This is a genomic window from Yoonia ponticola (assembly GCF_014199395.1).
GTDB classification, from domain to species: domain Bacteria; phylum Pseudomonadota; class Alphaproteobacteria; order Rhodobacterales; family Rhodobacteraceae; genus Yoonia; species Yoonia ponticola.
The window spans coordinates 256573-272115 of the sequence record NZ_JACIJM010000001.1; the positions used below are offsets into that span (position 1 = coordinate 256573).

Here is a 15543-nt window from a genome sequence, read left to right on the forward strand (position 1 = left end):
ATTCCATGAACAGGTGGTTAACGTGTGCCGACATTTTTGCAAAATTGAGAAATATCCAACAAAAAAAGGCGCAACCAAAGCTGCGCCTTTTCGAAATCACAGTGCAGATCGCTTATTCGGCTAGCGGTCCGAGCGCGTTCAATCCTTTAAGAATATCAATGGCATAGGCCAGTTGATAATCGTCTTCGCGTAGTTGTGCAGCCGTTTCTGCACGCGCACGGTCCACTTCAATCTGTTCGATTTCATCGTCTGTTAGGCTGTCATTATTCAAAGATCCTCGCAGGTCTGCTTCAGACCGAAGCGGACGCGACTCTTCCTCGGCATCAGGATCAACTGGCTTTGGACGCGGCTGTTCGACGATAATATCTGGCGAAATGCCCAACGCCTGAATTGACCGACCTGATGGCGTATAATAACGCGCCGTGGTCAGGCGCATCGCCCCTTCGCCACGCAATGGAACCACGGTCTGGACCGACCCTTTTCCGAACGATTTTGTACCAACAACAATCGCACGACGGTGATCTTGCAACGCCCCCGCGACAATTTCAGATGCTGAGGCAGAACCGCCGTTGATCAACACAACGATAGGTTTTCCTTCCGCCAAATCACCCGGTTGCGCGTTGTAACGATCCCCGTCAGCAGGGTCGCGGCCACGGGTCGACACGATTTCGCCGGCCTCTAGGAACGCATCCGAGACATAGATCGCTTGGTTCAGCAAACCGCCTGGATTATTGCGCAAATCGAGCACAAAACCGTCGATGTTATCGATGCCGCCAGCTTCTTCGACTTGTTCTTTCAGGCCTTCTTGCAGGTTCGGGAACGTCTGATCGTTGAACGTCGTGACGCGCAGAACAACTGCGTTGCCTTCCGTCCGGTGACGCACAGCAGTCAATTTGATCGTGTCGCGCACAATCGATACGTCAAACGGTTCGATCTCACCTTCGCGAACCAATGTAATGATGATTTCGGACCCAACAGGACCGCGCATCAATTCAACCGCATCATCCAGCGTCAGGCCCAGCACGGATTCCCCGTCAACAGCGGTGATAAAGTCACCCGCGAGCACACCCGCCGCATCAGCAGGCGTACCGTCCATCGGGGACACGACCTTCACAAATCCTTCTTCCTGCGTGACCTCAATCCCGAGGCCACCAAATTCACCGCGCGTCTGAACGCGCATCGCTGCGGCATCTTCGGCGGATAGATAGGATGAGTGTGGATCAAGAGACGTCAACATTCCGTTAATCGCGGCCTCGATCAGGTCCTTTTCTTCAACATCTTCGACATATCCGGCACGGATGCGTTCAAAAATGTCGCCAAACAGGTCAAGCTGTTCGTACACTGACGCATTGGCTTCGGCCTCTTGGGCGATCAACGGTCCGGCGATTTGCGTCGTCGCGATCAGTCCCATCAGGCTACCGCCCACCGCGGCGATCATCAGCTTTTTCATAGGTTTTCCCGTTGTTATCTTATTCTATCGCGAACCAAGTCGCTGGATTAACCGGAGTTTGCCCGTCTCTGACCTCAAGATAAAGGGTCTGTGACTGTGTTCCGGCATTTGATTGGCTAATTCCGGTCGATTCCGCATCACTTTGTGGCGATGAACCGCCCAGCAGACCCAATGGGGCGCCCGATCCGATGATCTCGCCGACTTCGCCGTACACTTCGGCAAGTCCCGCAAAGATGAACATGACATCGGCGGTCGGCTCGATAATCACGACATTTCCGTAGTCTAGCAGCGGCCCGCGAAACAGGATGGTCGCGGGCGTAGGGCTCGTGACAATCGCACGTGGACGGGTCGCAATAATGACACCGGGGCGCGCAACACCAGCAGCATCCGCCGCATTATACCCACGCAAAATCTGGCCCTGTACGGGGATCGGCAACGCGCCTTTTGCGGCCAGCGCGTCGGTGTTTTCTGGACCGGGCAAAGTCGCCTGTTCCAACCCTTGGGCAAAGCTATCCAACGTGTCGGTACTCGCAAGCAAAAGCGCAGTCTGCTCTTGATCCTCAACAAAACGCTGCGGCAAATCCGTGCGTTCTTGGATCGCTAAACTCAGCGCCGTCCGCGCATTCTGGGCGCCATGTAACCCCAGCGATAGCGTCTCTTCCGCCGTTTCCTGCAAGACCTGTAACACTGCGATTTCCTGCAATTGCGTCTTCAACGCGTCCGCCTCGGCATGCAATGCGGGCGTGACTTCGGCCACAATCATACCGGATCGCGCCGTGCCTGTCGGGCCTGTTGGATGCAGCAATAATAGCGGGGCAGGGGCGCGACTGATTGATTGCAGCACCCCCAACAATTTACCGATTTCGGCAGATTTTGCGTCCAGCGATGCCTCTAACGTTTGTTGTCTGATCGCCACGCGACGCAATCCATCGCGCATCGCGATCAAGCCGTCTTCGTAGCCTTTCACGGCTTCGGTCAAGGCGGCAACGCGGTTGCGCCCTCCCGTGGCGTCGGACAGTGCAAGCCCCGCGCGGGTCAATTGTTCCGCCGCAGCCAAGGCCGCTGATGCCGGATCATCTTGCGCAGAAACAGGCCCCGCGAGGGCCAGCAAAATCGCCAAGATGCGGATCATTTGTTAATCAAGCTCCGACCCGTCATCTCATCCGGCAAAGCAAGTTCCATCAAATCTAGGATCGTCGGGGCTAAATCTGCCAACCGCCCGTCGCGCAACGTAGCACCAGCAGGGCCACCAACCAATGCTACCGGCACGGGGTTGAGCGTATGGGCAGTGTGCGGACCGCCGGTTTCGGGATCAATCATCGTTTCACAATTTCCGTGATCAGCTGTCACAATCATCGCACCGCCCGCAGCCTCAAGTGCCGTTAAAACGAGACCCAAACCGCGATCCACGGCTTCGCAAGCTGCAACGGCGGCCGCTATATCGCCCGTGTGGCCGACCATATCGGGGTTGGCAAAGTTGGTCACGATCATGTCGTAGCCATCGTTGATTGCGCCCACAAACGCGGCAGTGACTTCGCCTGACGACATCTCTGGTTGCAAATCATAGGTGGCGACTTTAGGCGATTTCGGCATGAAGCGATCTTCACCCTCGGTTGGCACTTCGATGCCGCCGTTCAGGAAAAACGTCACATGCGGATATTTCTCGGTCTCAGCTAAGCGGAACTGCCGTTTACCATGTTTTGCGACCCATTCGCCCAAAGTATTCGGAATCACCCGCTTTGGAAATACCGTCGCAAACCACGCAGTATGCCGATCAGAATATTCCACCATGCCCAGTTTCGCAGTTAATTCAGGCATAACACGCGGGAACCCGTCAAAGTCTGGATCAGCAATCGCGGCCAAGATTTCGCGGGCCCGATCGGACCGGAAGTTCAGGCAAAACAGCCCGTCACCATTAGCAAATCCGGCGTAATCACCGATCACAGTGGCAGGGATGAATTCGTCCGTTTGACCCGCAGTATATGCTTGATCAATCGCAGTTTTGGGATCAGCCGCCGCCGCACCTTTACCAAGCGCCATCGCATCATACGCCGCCTGTACACGCTCCCAGCGATTATCGCGGTCCATCGCGTAATAGCGACCGATCACGGTTACAATCTTTACACTGGCAGGCAATTCGCCCTGCAATCCAGCAAGAAACACAAGCGCAGATGATGGTGCGACATCGCGACCATCAGTGATCGCGTGCAATACTGTCGGGATACCCGCATCCGCCAACGCTTTCGCAGCAGCGACGATATGTGCGACATGTCCGTGCACGCCACCGTCCGACATGACGCCGACCAAATGGGCCGTGCCGCCAGATATTTTCATCGTCGAGATAAACTGCACAATCGCGTCTTGGCTGGCAAAAGAGCCATCTTCAATCGACAGATCAATCTGGCCCAGATCCATAGCAACAACACGACCCGCGCCGATATTCGTGTGGCCCACTTCGGAATTACCCATCTGCCCGCTCGGCAAACCCGCGTCAGGTCCGTGGGTCAAAAGTTGCGCATGTGGGCCCTGCATAATCCTGTCGAAATTCGGGGTATGCGCCAAAAGAGGGGCGTTGCCCTCGCGTTCGGCCCGCAGGCCCCAACCATCCAAAATGCATAATACAACGGGTTTCGGGGCAGACATCGGCAACTCCTTGATTAGTTATGAATGGTCTAGACGATCCATCACCAAAGGAAAACAGACATCACGCGCGGTGATACGGACCATTGGATAAGATCGCGGCGGCACGATACAATTGCTCGGCCAACATCACGCGCACCAGCATATGCGGCCAGACCATTTTGCCAAAGCTTAGAGATGCATCCGCCTGCGCACGCAGCGCGGGATCAATGCCATCCGCACCACCAATCACAAACGTAATATCAGCACGGCCCTGATCGCGCCATTTACCAAGACGGGCGGCGAACGCTGGTGATGTCATAACTTCTCCGCGTTCATCCATGGTGCAAATCAGCGACCCGCTAGGAATGGCGCGTTCGAGCAAGGCAGCTTCGGCCGCCATGCCGCCACCTTTTTTATCTTCGACCTCGATTAACTTTGCTGGACCAAGCGCAAGCGCACGGCCCGTTCTGTCAAAACGGGTCAGATAATCGTCATACAAATCGCGCTCGGGCCCTTTTCGCAAACGGCCCATAGCGCAAATATGTACACGCATCAGTCGATCGCCGTTGGCGCCTCGATAGGCCCGGAACCCGGCGTCCACATTTTTTCGAGCTGGTAGAACTCGCGTACTTCAGGACGGAAAATATGAACGATCACGTCGCCCGTATCAATCAGCACCCAATCGCCAGTTTCTTTGCCCTCTACTTTGGACAAAACGCCGAACTCGGATTTGATCTTGTCAGCCAGCTTTTCAGACATCGAAGACACCTGACGGGTCGAACGACCAGACGCGATAACCATATAGTCACCCATCTCGGATTTGCCGCGCAGACTGATCTGCACGATGTCTTCGCCTTTGTCGTCGTCAAGAGATTTGAGTACGGCCGCAAGGATTGTTTCGCTATTAGCGGTTTGGAAGCCAGTCATAGTGACCGGTCCGCGGGTGGTTGCATCAGCAACCGCAGTGGAAAAAGACAGCTCATTGTCCTCCGTCGCGCGCCGTCAAAAGGAAAGAATGGCAGGTCCGGCGCGATACCTAAACCTCATCTAACAAGCACTGCGATTCATTTCAACCAATGCAAGCGGGATTTCGCGTTAATTGAAATTGGGCATATCTTCAAGGTGTTCATCGCGGTTTTGGGCGTTATCTGTACGTCACTCTGCACCAAAGGTGTAAAATTTCCGTCAACAGGCCCGCGAATCGCTGCAGATGGACCATTAAAATCAATCCAACGCACCGCGCTCGGGTTTCATAGCGTTGCCGTCCAGTACTTTGACTTCACGTTGCGGGAATGGAATTGAAATGTCGTTTTCTGCAAACGCATCCCACAGCGCCAAGTACACGTTGCCGCGAATGTTGGTCAGGCCACCCGTCGGGTCCGAAATCCAGAACCGCAGAATATAGTCAACCGAACTGTCACCAAAGCCCACAACATGGCAAACGGGCGCTTTCGATTTTAGCACACGATCCACGCTATTTGCAGCTTCAATTGCGATCCGGCGCACGTCGTGCGGGCTGTCGTGATAGGCGGTCCCAAAAAAGATGTCGAGCCGTACAAAATCGTTGGAATGCGACCAGTTCACCACTTGGCCCGTGATCAAATCTTCGTTTGGGATAAGGTATTCTTTGCCGTCGCGCGTCACCACAGACACGTACCGCGCGCCCAGCGAATTGATCCAACCGAACGTGGTGCCGAGGCTAATCACATCCCCCGGTTTCACCGATTTATCGAGCAGAATAATCACACCGGACACAAGGTTCGACACAACCTTTTGCAGGCCAAAACCAAGACCCACACCAATCGCACCCGACAAGACAGCAAGGCCGGTGAGATCAATGCCAATCGCTTTGACGCCCGCGTAGAATGCAATCCCGTAAAAGGCGATTTGCGTCATCTTGACGATCAGGACCTGCATCGACGGGCTGATATCTTCGTTTCGGCGGATACGACTGGCGGTCGATGTGGTGAGTATCCGCGCGCCAGCGATTAAGATGCCAAGAATTACAATAGCCTGCACTAGCAACAGCAGGGACAGCCGCACAGACCCGATGCTAAATCCAGCGCTATCCAACAGGGTTTCCGCCTCGTCGACCAGATCAAGAATCTCAAGCGTCGCGTATATCCACGCCCCATACCGGACGAGTTTGCGCAGAAACGGGCTTTTGATCAGGCGCGTGACAAAAACAATAGACAGCCAAACAAATGCAAAAGTAGCGATTATCGTCAGTAGATAACTGCGGCTTGGCCACGTCCATTCGCGCATCGCAAATACCGTCAGCCACAGCAAGGCCACGAAAAAGATCGGACGTAGGCGGCGATGGATCACAACTAGAATGCGAATACGCCATTTCGGCCAGTTCTCGCGGCTTGCCATCCATGCCCGAATGCGCGGGCCAAAGATCGCCCGCATGACATGCGCAACCCCGAACAGGCCGACTGCTATCGCTATCTGATACAGGTTCCACGTCCGAAACAGGCTGTTAAACAGCATCTCAGCTTGGATCAGCAGGCTTTGCCCCACATCGATAATCTGATCGACCTCTAGGTCTCTGGGTTCGATTGGGGCGCTGGGTTGAGGGGCAGTCGATATGCCCCCAGGGCGACTAAAGTCTGTATGTCCGGCCATTTTGTCCTGTTTACCTGCGGTGTTGAACATTTGCACGCTGCAGCACTTTGATCAAGCACGTGAAACCTGAAATCGCGCCGGCCCTATCCGCACAGGACCTTGCGACGCGGGCCGTGCCAGTATATCTACGCCTGCATGAAACAGATTTTCGACATGGATGATCGTGCACGTTTGCCTTGGCGGTTCCACGGTGCCGACCGCACGATCCTATCCAAAGGCTAAACCGCCTTTCGTTTCCGCACGCGCTATAAATCATCACATAATTACGGGAGAGGACCACATGTCCCCCAAAACGCTCTATGATAAAATCTGGGATGCTCACATCGCCGACGAGGCTGACGACGGCACCTGTTTGCTCTACATTGACCGTCACCTCGTTCACGAAGTGACATCACCGCAAGCTTTTGAAGGGCTGCGTTTGGCAGGTCGCAAGGTGCGTCGTCCAGATCAAACGATCGCTGTTCCTGATCACAATGTGCCAACTACGCTTGATCGCGCGAACGCCGCGACCATGACCGAAGACAGCCGGATTCAAGTCGAAGCGCTTGACAAAAACGCCAAGGATTTTGGCCTGCACTACTATCCTGTATCGGACGTCCGTCAGGGTGTTGTGCATATTGTTGGACCTGAACAGGGCTGGACCCTTCCGGGCATGACGGTTGTATGCGGCGACAGCCACACCGCCACGCACGGCGCTTTTGGGTCGCTCGCGCATGGTATCGGGACATCCGAGGTTGAGCACGTTCTGGCGACGCAAACGCTGATTCAGAAGAAATCAAAGAACATGAAGGTGGAAATCACCGGCAAACTTGCGCCCGGTGTGACTGCTAAAGACGTGACCATGGCCGTGATCGGCCAAACGGGCACAGCTGGCGGAACTGGCTACGTGATCGAATATTGCGGTGAAGCCATCGAAAGCCTGTCCATGGAAGGCCGCATGACCGTCTGCAACATGGCGATTGAGGGCGGCGCACGCGCAGGCCTGATCGCACCGGACCAGACGACATTTGACTACTGCATGGGTCGCCCACACGCACCAAAAGGCGCGGAATGGGAAGCGGCGATGGCGTATTGGAAGACGCTCTTTACTGATGAAGGCGCGCATTTCGACAAAGTCCTGACCATTAAAGGTGAAGACATCGCGCCGCTGGTCACTTGGGGTACATCTCCCGAAGACGTGCTTGCCATTACCGATGTTGTGCCATCGCCCGACAGCTTCGAAGGCGGCAAAGTCGGGGCTGTGAAGCGCTCTATCGAGTATATGGGCCTGACGGCGGGGCAGAAATTGTCCGACATCGAAATCGACACCGTCTTCATCGGATCTTGCACCAACGGACGGATCGAAGATTTCCGTGCGGCGGCAGCGATCCTCAAAGGCAAAAAGATCAAAGAGGGAATGCGCGCAATGGTCGTGCCCGGCTCTGGTCTGGTCCGTGCGCAAGCCGAAGAAGAAGGCATCGCGCAAATCTTTATCGATGCGGGCTTTGAATGGCGTCTTGCGGGCTGTTCCATGTGCCTTGCCATGAACCCCGATCAGCTGAAGCCAGGCGAGCGTTGCGCGGCAACTTCCAACCGCAACTTTGAAGGCCGCCAAGGCCGCGGCGGTCGCACACACTTGATGTCACCAGCAATGGCGGCAGCAGCAGCGATCACAGGGAAACTGACAGACGTAAGGGATTTGATGTAATGGAAAAGTTCAACCAACTGACCGGCATCGCCGCACCGATGGATTTGGTGAATATCGACACCGATATGATCATTCCAAAGCAGTTTTTGAAAACAATCAAGCGTTCTGGCCTAGGCGTGAACCTGTTTGACGAGATGCGCTATAATCTGGACGGCACAGAAATCGAAGATTTCGTGCTGAACCAACCTGCGTACCGCGAGGCGTCTATCCTTGTGGCTGGCGACAACTTTGGCTGCGGGTCATCACGCGAACACGCGCCTTGGGCCATCGCCGACTTTGGTATCCGCTGCGTGATCTCGACCAGCTTTGCTGACATCTTTTACAGCAACTGCTTCAAGAACGGCATCCTGCCGATTGTTCTGCCCGAAGATCAGCGCGACGCACTGATGAAAGACGCAGAAAAAGGGGCCAATGCGCGGATTGAAATCGATCTCGAAGCACAAACAGTCACGTCGTCCGATGGCGAAGTGTTCAGCTTTGAAGTTGACGCGTTCAAAAAGCATTGCTTGCAAAATGGTCTCGACGATATTGGCCTGACCATGGAAAAAGTAACGGCAATCGATACGTTCGAAGCAACAGCAGGTGCGGCCCGTCCTTGGGTCTAAAATCCATTTTGGGTTAACCCAATTGTGGCACACTAACGAAAGCCCGGTACATTGTGCCGGGCTTTTGTGTGTCGAATTGGCGTTTTTAGCGCCGTCCGATCTTCAAATGGTCGTTTTGCAGCCGCACAGAATCAGCACTTTTAAGGGGTTTGCGATTCGAGCGACTGCCCAAAAGGGCGTTTCAATTGTGGCAATCTAGCGGCAAGTCACTCAATTGACACATTTCCGGTCGGCGAACTAACAGCCATGTTGCGGCGTTTTCGTGACTATTCGGATTCAGTCTAAGTTGCTGATTAACCATTTATTAACTTTTCTGAGGTCATACTCTAAGGCGAGTTGTACAACGACATTTCCCGCCCAATTGCCATCAAATACAGGGGCCGCCTCGTGTTTTCCCGGCATTGGGGGCTACATTGCTGAACCACTTGTGTCGCAAAACCGCCGCAGTTCTATCGTCTAAAACTTTTCAAGTATTGATGGGAAAAACAAAAGTGGGCAGAAACGTGGCAGCAATGAGGCAACCCGCGCCTAAGTCGTGGGATCAAAACGGAACAGGTGAACGGCAAAGTATCGTTCCCGGCCGCACTGAAGGTGAATTCGCAGTGTATGCACGACTGCCAGGAGCGTTTGCGCGTGGGCTAATTGTGATCTTATTGATCATACTGCCCTCGTCGCTTTTACCGTCATCAGCGGGTGACTCACGTGCTGTCGTGATGCTCGTGGCGTTGTTTGCCGCGATTTTCACAATTGCCGAATATTCCTCGCAAAGCCCCAGCTTGATCGAATTTCGCGACGCACCGCCCTACAACCGCGTGCGTTTTATCGGCGTGTTTGTGTCCGTGGCCGCGATGTCCATTATTCTCGGCGGGGGCAACGGGTCGTCGCCATCGACCTTCGTGCTGTTCTTCGACGTGATCGGCGAACGCATTGGCAACTCGATAGATTTCCCCTATTCGCCAGTCCGCCTGATGCTCGTGATGATGCCCTACGACACGTCTCCAGCGGTGATTGATTCGCTTCGCACCGCCGCAGGGCTAAGCTATTTTGTGTCGTTGGTGTCTCTGGTTGTCTTCATTGGTTTGCTGCGGTCGCGCATCTGGCCGCGTCGCTCTAAGACCTTTAATGTATGGATTAACTTGCCGACGTTCGACCCAACAATCGGTGGCGATGTTGTCGATCGGCTCAATCGCGACAGCGTTGTTAACCTAATCTTAGGAACCTTGCTGCCATTTATGATCCCAGCGATGCTCAAGGCGGCTTGGACCATTATCGATCCAATCAGTTTTGACGATCCGCAGACATTGATTTGGATTGTAGTGATATGGGCGTTCCTGCCAGCCAGTTTGTTGATGCGTGGTGTTGCACTTGCTCGTGTAGCAGGGATGATCCACATGCAACGCAAGAAAGCGTACGCCGCCGCCGCCGCCGAAGGCATGCTGCCGGTCTAATTACCTTTTTTATCTCGGTTTTCTGGGGCGCATTTGCGCTATCCGACAGCATTCGGGTCGCGACTTACGCAGCCTCGCTTAGTCGGAGTGGACCCGGCCTGTTACTGCGGGATCTGCAAAGAGGCGAAGATCCAGAACTACTGGCCGTATTAGCTATCATCGCACACAACGCGCCTGATCTGCTGCTTTTGACTGACATTGACTACGATTACGACGCGCTGGCGCTATCCGCGCTGGCCGAAGCATTAGACTATCCGCAGCACTTTGCGCTGCGTCCGAATACTGGACTACAAACCGACTTTGATCTCGACGGAGACGGTCGGTTCGGCGACGCACGTGACGCACAGGGCTACGGGCGTTTCTCCGGCGACGGTGGTATGGCGATCCTATCGCAGTTTGCGATTGATGCGACACAGGTCACAGACCTATCCGACGTGTTCTGGCGGGACGTGCCCAACGCCGTCCTACCAACCACCATGACGTCAGAGATAGCAGCCATTCAGCGCCTATCAACCAGCGGCCATTGGATCGTTCCTATCGATACGCGGATTGGTCCTGTGACATTGCTCGCATTCGCCGCGACACCACCGGTTTTCGACGGACCAGAGGATCGCAACGGCTTGCGAAACCGTGATGAATTGATGATCTGGCAGCACGTCCTCGACGGTAAATACGGGGCGGCACCGTCTAATTTTGTGCTGCTAGGCAACGCGAATCTCGACCCCTTAGGGGGCGAGGGGTACAGCACCGCCATGGCAGAGGTATTGCGTGACCCGCGCCTGACTGATCCGCACACGGGAAAACCCACCGCTAACTGGCCAGAAGATGGCCCGGGAAACCTGCGGGTCAGCTACGTACTTCCCGCGGCCAACTTCACCGTCCGAGACGCAGGCGTATTCTGGCCTGCACCCGACGACCCAGATGCAACATTACTTGGCGACGACGGCTTAGCCGCTGGCGTGCATCACCTCGTTTGGGTGGATATCGACAGCACAACGTGACCCCAGAACATGTCAATTCGCATCCAAGCAACAACGGGCCTCACGCCCTTGGTATCTTGAACATTTCGCACGGGCGCGATACCCCGCGTGCAACGGAATTTTAGCCAAGGACGCACCTCATGTCGAACCCATCTCTCTTGATCTTGCCCGGCGACGGCATCGGCCCCGAAGTTATGACGCAAGTAAAGCGTATCATTGATTGGTACGGCGAAAAGCGCGACCTGGCTTTTGACGTGTCCGAAGATCTTGTTGGTGGCGCAGCTTACGACAAACACGGCGTTCCATTGTCCGACGAAACAATGGCCAAAGCCCAAGAAGTGGACGCTGTTCTGCTCGGCGCTGTCGGCGGTCCGGCTTACGACAACCTCGACTTCTCTGTGAAACCAGAGCGCGGTTTGCTGCGTTTACGCAAAGAAATGGACCTTTTCGCCAACTTGCGTCCAGCGCAGTGCTTTGACGCGCTGGCGGATTTTTCGTCTTTGAAAAAGGAGCTTGTTGCGGGTCTCGACATCATGATCGTGCGCGAATTGACGTCCGGCATCTACTTTGGCGAACCGCGCGGGATCCACATCGAAGACAACATGCGCGTCGGCGTAAACACACAGCGCTACACAGAAGCCGAGATAGAACGCGGCGCGCGCGCAGCCTTTGAATTGGCGATGAAACGCGACAAAAAACTCTGTTCGATGGAAAAAGCGAACGTCATGGAATCCGGCATCCTGTGGCGCGACGTTGTGACCGAAGTCCACGCGGACTACCCAGAAGTCGAATTGTCTCACATGTACGCCGACAACGGTGCGATGCAATTGGTGCGCGCGCCAAAGCAGTTCGACGTGATCTACACCGACAACCTGTTCGGCGACATTCTGTCCGATTGCGCGGCGATGCTGACTGGCTCGCTTGGCATGTTGCCATCCGCGTCGTTGGGTCTGCCAATGGCAAACGGGCGTCCGAAGGCGATGTACGAACCGGTTCACGGCTCTGCGCCGGACATCACGGGCCAAGGCAAAGCAAACCCAATCGCGTGTATCTTGTCGTTCGCGATGGCGCTGCGTTATTCGTTTGACCAAGGCGAAGAGGCAGGCCGCCTCGAAGCCGCTATCGAAAAAGTACTGGCAGATGGCGCACGCACCGGCGATTTGATGGGCCCAGAAGGCGGCACGCCTTTGTCCACGATCGAGATGGGCGATGTGATTTTGGCCGCACTCGACGCGTCACTCTAAGCAAACGCTATAACGTTACGCAAAGGGCTGCCCAAACGGGTGGCCCTTTTTCTATGCGCCCTTGACCAAACGTGAACCTTTTTGCACTACGTTGTGGTAGCGGTAACAAAGGATTGGATCATGACGCCTAATGCAAAAGGTGCGCTGTTTGCGCTTGGTGCCTTCGCGATCTTCTCAAGCCATGATGTGATCATCAAAATCTTGGGCGGGTTTTATTCCCCGATCCAGATCGTGTTCTTTTCGGTTCTGCTGTCATTTCCGCTCGCCACTGTCATGCTGATGAGCGACGCGCGGGCCGGAACCTTGATCCCGAAACATCCGTGGTGGCTCGCCTTGCGAACAGGGGCCGCCGTCGCAACGGGCGTCTGTGCATTCTATGCGTTTTCCGTACTACCATTGGCCCAAGTCTACGCGATCATCTTTGCCTCCCCGCTGATGATCACCGTGCTCGCGATCCCCGTTTTGGGTGAAAAAGTCCGCCTGCGGCGCTGGGTTGCCGTCCTCGTAGGACTCGTCGGCGTGATCGTCGTACTGCGCCCCGGTTCAACAGAGCTCACACTCGGCCACGCGGCAGCCCTCATCACGGCCATGGGCGGTGCAATCACCGCAATCGTTGTGCGTAAAATCGGGTCAGAAGAACGGCCCGTCGTGATGTTACTCTATCCAATGGTGGTGAACTTTATCGTCATGGCAATGCTATTGCCACTCGTCTACGTCCCAATGCCGATCGGACATCTGGGAATGCTCGGTGGGGTAGCGGCCTTTGCATGGTTTGCGCAACGCATGATCATCACCGCCTATCAAAACGGCGAGGCGGCGATCATCGCGCCGATGCAATATTCGCAAATCATCTGGGCCAGCGTCTACGGCTTTGCTTTCTTTGGCGAGGTGATCGACATGAACACGGCTATCGGTGCGGGCATCATCATCGCGTCGGGTCTCTATATCGTGCTGCGCGAAAGCAGGGCGGGCAATTCGCAGAACACGCCAGTCTTACGCAGCAGGTCACGGGTCGAAACCGGAACAACGCCGCGCATGTCATTAATTATGCGCGCAACCGGACGCACGCCACCACGTCGGTAAGCCGCGACATTTGCGCCGTCTTCACCCAGCGACGCGCAACACAATCTTCCCGATATGTGCACTGCTTTCCATCCGCGCGTGCGCACTCGTGGCGTCGTCCAGCGCGAATTCCTGATCCATCACGGGGGCGATTTTCCCTGCCGCCAGCAGCGGCCAGACCTTCGCGCGCAAATCCGCCGCGATCCGTGCCTTGGCCAAATCCGACTGTGGACGCAGAGTAGATCCGGTCATCGTCAACCGCCGCGTCATCAGTTGTACCATGTTCAACTCGGCCTTCATGCCTTGCAGGAATGCGATTTGGACTAGGCGTCCATCATCGGCCAAGGCCTTAAGATTCCGCTGCATATAAGACCCGCCAACCATGTCCAAAATCACATCAGCGCCGCCTTCAGCACGGATCACATCAACAAAATCAGCATCCCGATAGTTGATCGCCTGTTCAGCCCCCAAGGTCACACAGGCCGCGCATTTCTCATCCGATCCGGCCGTTGCAAACACCCGCGCCCCAAACGCTTTTGCCAATTGGATCGCTGTCGTGCCGATCCCCGACGATCCGCCATGCACTAAAAAACGCTCGCCAGCTTGCAAACCGCCACGCTGAAACACATTCGACCAAACGGTGAAAAATGTCTCTGGCAGACAAGCCGCCTGTTTCAAGCTCATGCCGTCCGGCACAGGCAGGCAATGTGCGGCAGGCGTCACAGCAAATTCGGCGTAGCCACCACCGGGCAATAGCGCACACACCTGATCGCCAACCGCCCAATCGGTGACGCCCGCGCCCATCGCTACAACCTCACCCGCGCATTCCAAACCGGGCAGGGGGCTCGCCTCTTTCGGCGGGTTGTAGAGCCCCGCACGTTGCAGCGCATCGGGGCGATTCACACCCGCGTAGGCCACCTTAATCAACACTTCATCATAAGCAGGCACAGGCACGTCAGCCATATCTGGCGTCAGCACCTCAGGGCCACCATGCTGTGCGATTTTGACAACGCGGGCTTGCTTGGGAATGCTCATATCAGTTCCTTTGAAATTTTATTTCGGATTGCGCCACATGCCGGGCAGATCATCGCGCGGCGTCGTGCGCGGCGCTTTAATCCCCGCCGTCAATCGGTCCAAAAGCCCGGTCAGCGGCTTCAGTGGTGGGCTGTTACGTACCGCGGATTTGGTCCGCTCAAACTGCATCACATTATCAATGCGGCGATCAATGAAATCATGCGTGGCCGTGCCGCCTTCGCTATCGTCGCCTAGCCAGAACAACACAACAGACCCGTAAACGGCGGACAATGTCGCGCGTTTCGTGTACCAGTTCACATCGCCCGATGTGTCGCCTAGGGCCGTCCAAATCGCGTCGGCAGTGCCCCAAATCAGCTTGGCCCCAACAGGTGCCAAATGCGGCATTGCGAACATCGTGGTGCCACGGCGCACGACCTCTTTGTCGTCGACCACGGCAAGGCGCAGGCGCACTGCTTCGGCAACCTTGTCGCGAAACCGCATGCCGTCTAGATCAGCCGCCGCCAAGGCATCAACCATCGCCGCGTCGCCCATCTGATGAAATGCAATCGCCAAATCGGTGCCGCCGCGCGGACATAGCGTGCGGGCATATCCGGCGTCAATGTCGGCATCGGCAATCGCAGCTTTGAACGTCTCAACACCCCAACCATCAAAGGCAACGTGCGGCACTGCGGCATTAACCAATGTCACGAGCGTGGGATCAATAGATTTAGGCATCTGCGTCTCCTTTTGGACCTTTGACAAATGTGGGTCGCACTGCTATATGCCCACTTCCTGCAACTTAT

14 protein-coding genes are annotated in these 15543 nt (G+C 55.5%); 6 read left to right on the forward strand and 8 right to left on the reverse strand.

The genetic code is table 11. From position 1 onward, the window contains the following. Positions 1 to 112: 112 nt before the first annotated feature. The 6 genes from FHS72_RS01245 to FHS72_RS01270 all read right to left on the reverse strand — a co-directional run bounded on the left by FHS72_RS01245 (position 113) and on the right by FHS72_RS01270 (position 6634). The gene (locus tag FHS72_RS01245; RefSeq protein WP_183524347.1) at positions 113 to 1450 is read right to left on the reverse strand and encodes a S41 family peptidase; all 1338 of its coding nucleotides are present in this window, start codon (positions 1448 to 1450) and stop codon (positions 113 to 115) included. 19 nt (positions 1451 to 1469) lie between these two features. Further along, positions 1470 to 2582, reverse strand: a complete 1113-nt coding sequence (locus FHS72_RS01250; protein ID WP_183524350.1) for a murein hydrolase activator EnvC family protein — start codon at positions 2580 to 2582, stop codon at positions 1470 to 1472. Continuing rightward, positions 2579 to 4093 (reverse strand): 2,3-bisphosphoglycerate-independent phosphoglycerate mutase, encoded by a 1515-nt coding sequence (gene gpmI, locus FHS72_RS01255; RefSeq protein ID WP_183524353.1) that lies wholly within the window; start codon positions 4091 to 4093, stop codon positions 2579 to 2581. The genes FHS72_RS01250 and gpmI overlap by 4 nt, the downstream gene beginning before the upstream one ends. 61 nt (positions 4094 to 4154) lie before the next feature. Further along, positions 4155 to 4625: a 23S rRNA (pseudouridine(1915)-N(3))-methyltransferase RlmH gene (gene rlmH, locus FHS72_RS01260; protein WP_183524355.1), complete on the reverse strand. Its 471-nt coding sequence runs from the start codon at positions 4623 to 4625 to the stop codon at positions 4155 to 4157. Continuing rightward, positions 4625 to 4999, reverse strand: coding sequence for a ribosome silencing factor (gene rsfS / locus FHS72_RS01265; RefSeq protein ID WP_183524358.1), 375 nt, complete (start codon positions 4997 to 4999; stop codon positions 4625 to 4627). The genes rlmH and rsfS overlap by 1 nt, the downstream gene beginning before the upstream one ends. 297 nt (positions 5000 to 5296) lie before the next feature. Then, positions 5297 to 6634 (reverse strand): mechanosensitive ion channel family protein, encoded by a 1338-nt coding sequence (locus FHS72_RS01270; RefSeq protein WP_425511101.1) that lies wholly within the window; start codon positions 6632 to 6634, stop codon positions 5297 to 5299. A 346-nt stretch (positions 6635 to 6980) separates the two neighbouring features. On the opposite strand from FHS72_RS01270, the gene leuC reads away from it, so the two are divergent. From leuC to FHS72_RS01300, 6 genes are all read left to right on the forward strand, one after another. After that, complete coding sequence (leuC, locus tag FHS72_RS01275; protein ID WP_183524364.1) at positions 6981 to 8387, forward strand: 3-isopropylmalate dehydratase large subunit; 1407 nt, start codon at positions 6981 to 6983, stop codon at positions 8385 to 8387. Continuing rightward, the gene (gene leuD, locus FHS72_RS01280) at positions 8387 to 8992 is read left to right on the forward strand and encodes a 3-isopropylmalate dehydratase small subunit (RefSeq protein WP_183524367.1); all 606 of its coding nucleotides are present in this window, start codon (positions 8387 to 8389) and stop codon (positions 8990 to 8992) included. The genes leuC and leuD overlap by 1 nt, the downstream gene beginning before the upstream one ends. Before the next feature lie 644 nt (positions 8993 to 9636). Next, positions 9637 to 10440 carry a hypothetical protein gene (locus FHS72_RS01285; protein ID WP_343042623.1) on the forward strand — a complete coding sequence of 268 codons (804 nt, stop codon included), beginning with the start codon at positions 9637 to 9639 and terminating at the stop codon, positions 10438 to 10440. 113 nt (positions 10441 to 10553) lie between these two features. Further along, positions 10554 to 11441: an endonuclease/exonuclease/phosphatase family protein gene (locus FHS72_RS01290; RefSeq protein ID WP_343042643.1), complete on the forward strand. Its 888-nt coding sequence runs from the start codon at positions 10554 to 10556 to the stop codon at positions 11439 to 11441. A 119-nt stretch (positions 11442 to 11560) separates the two neighbouring features. Further along, entirely contained in the window at positions 11561 to 12664 is a 1104-nt protein-coding gene (gene leuB, locus FHS72_RS01295) for a 3-isopropylmalate dehydrogenase (protein WP_183524370.1), read from the forward strand. Between the two features lie 120 nt (positions 12665 to 12784). Continuing rightward, positions 12785 to 13747 carry a DMT family transporter gene (locus tag FHS72_RS01300; RefSeq protein WP_183524373.1) on the forward strand — a complete coding sequence of 321 codons (963 nt, stop codon included), beginning with the start codon at positions 12785 to 12787 and terminating at the stop codon, positions 13745 to 13747. A gap of 21 nt (positions 13748 to 13768) precedes the next feature. On the opposite strand, the gene FHS72_RS01305 is transcribed toward FHS72_RS01300, so the two are convergent. Both FHS72_RS01305 and FHS72_RS01310 read right to left on the reverse strand, forming a co-directional pair. After that, positions 13769 to 14761: an NAD(P)H-quinone oxidoreductase gene (locus FHS72_RS01305; RefSeq protein WP_221235303.1), complete on the reverse strand. Its 993-nt coding sequence runs from the start codon at positions 14759 to 14761 to the stop codon at positions 13769 to 13771. A gap of 18 nt (positions 14762 to 14779) precedes the next feature. After that, positions 14780 to 15475 carry a COQ9 family protein gene (locus FHS72_RS01310; RefSeq protein ID WP_183524377.1) on the reverse strand — a complete coding sequence of 232 codons (696 nt, stop codon included), beginning with the start codon at positions 15473 to 15475 and terminating at the stop codon, positions 14780 to 14782. Positions 15476 to 15543: the final 68 nt, after the last annotated feature.

Bases quoted from the DNA above. Each gene is read 5' to 3' on its own strand.
- FHS72_RS01245 (WP_183524347.1), bottom strand. From the start codon at position 1,450: ATGAAAAAGCTGATGATCGCCGCGGTGGGCGGTAGCCTGATGGGACTG.
- FHS72_RS01250 (WP_183524350.1), bottom strand. From the start codon at position 2,582: ATGATCCGCATCTTGGCGATTTTGCTGGCCCTCGCGGGGCCTGTTTCT.
- gpmI (WP_183524353.1), bottom strand. From the start codon at position 4,093: ATGTCTGCCCCGAAACCCGTTGTATTATGCATTTTGGATGGTTGGGGC.
- rlmH (WP_183524355.1), bottom strand. From the start codon at position 4,625: ATGCGTGTACATATTTGCGCTATGGGCCGTTTGCGAAAAGGGCCCGAG.
- rsfS (WP_183524358.1), bottom strand. From the start codon at position 4,999: ATGACTGGCTTCCAAACCGCTAATAGCGAAACAATCCTTGCGGCCGTA.
- leuC (WP_183524364.1), top strand. From the start codon at position 6,981: ATGTCCCCCAAAACGCTCTATGATAAAATCTGGGATGCTCACATCGCC.
- leuD (WP_183524367.1), top strand. From the start codon at position 8,387: ATGGAAAAGTTCAACCAACTGACCGGCATCGCCGCACCGATGGATTTG.
- leuB (WP_183524370.1), top strand. From the start codon at position 11,561: ATGTCGAACCCATCTCTCTTGATCTTGCCCGGCGACGGCATCGGCCCC.
- FHS72_RS01300 (WP_183524373.1), top strand. From the start codon at position 12,785: ATGACGCCTAATGCAAAAGGTGCGCTGTTTGCGCTTGGTGCCTTCGCG.
- FHS72_RS01305 (WP_221235303.1), bottom strand. From the start codon at position 14,761: ATGAGCATTCCCAAGCAAGCCCGCGTTGTCAAAATCGCACAGCATGGT.
- FHS72_RS01310 (WP_183524377.1), bottom strand. From the start codon at position 15,475: ATGCCTAAATCTATTGATCCCACGCTCGTGACATTGGTTAATGCCGCA.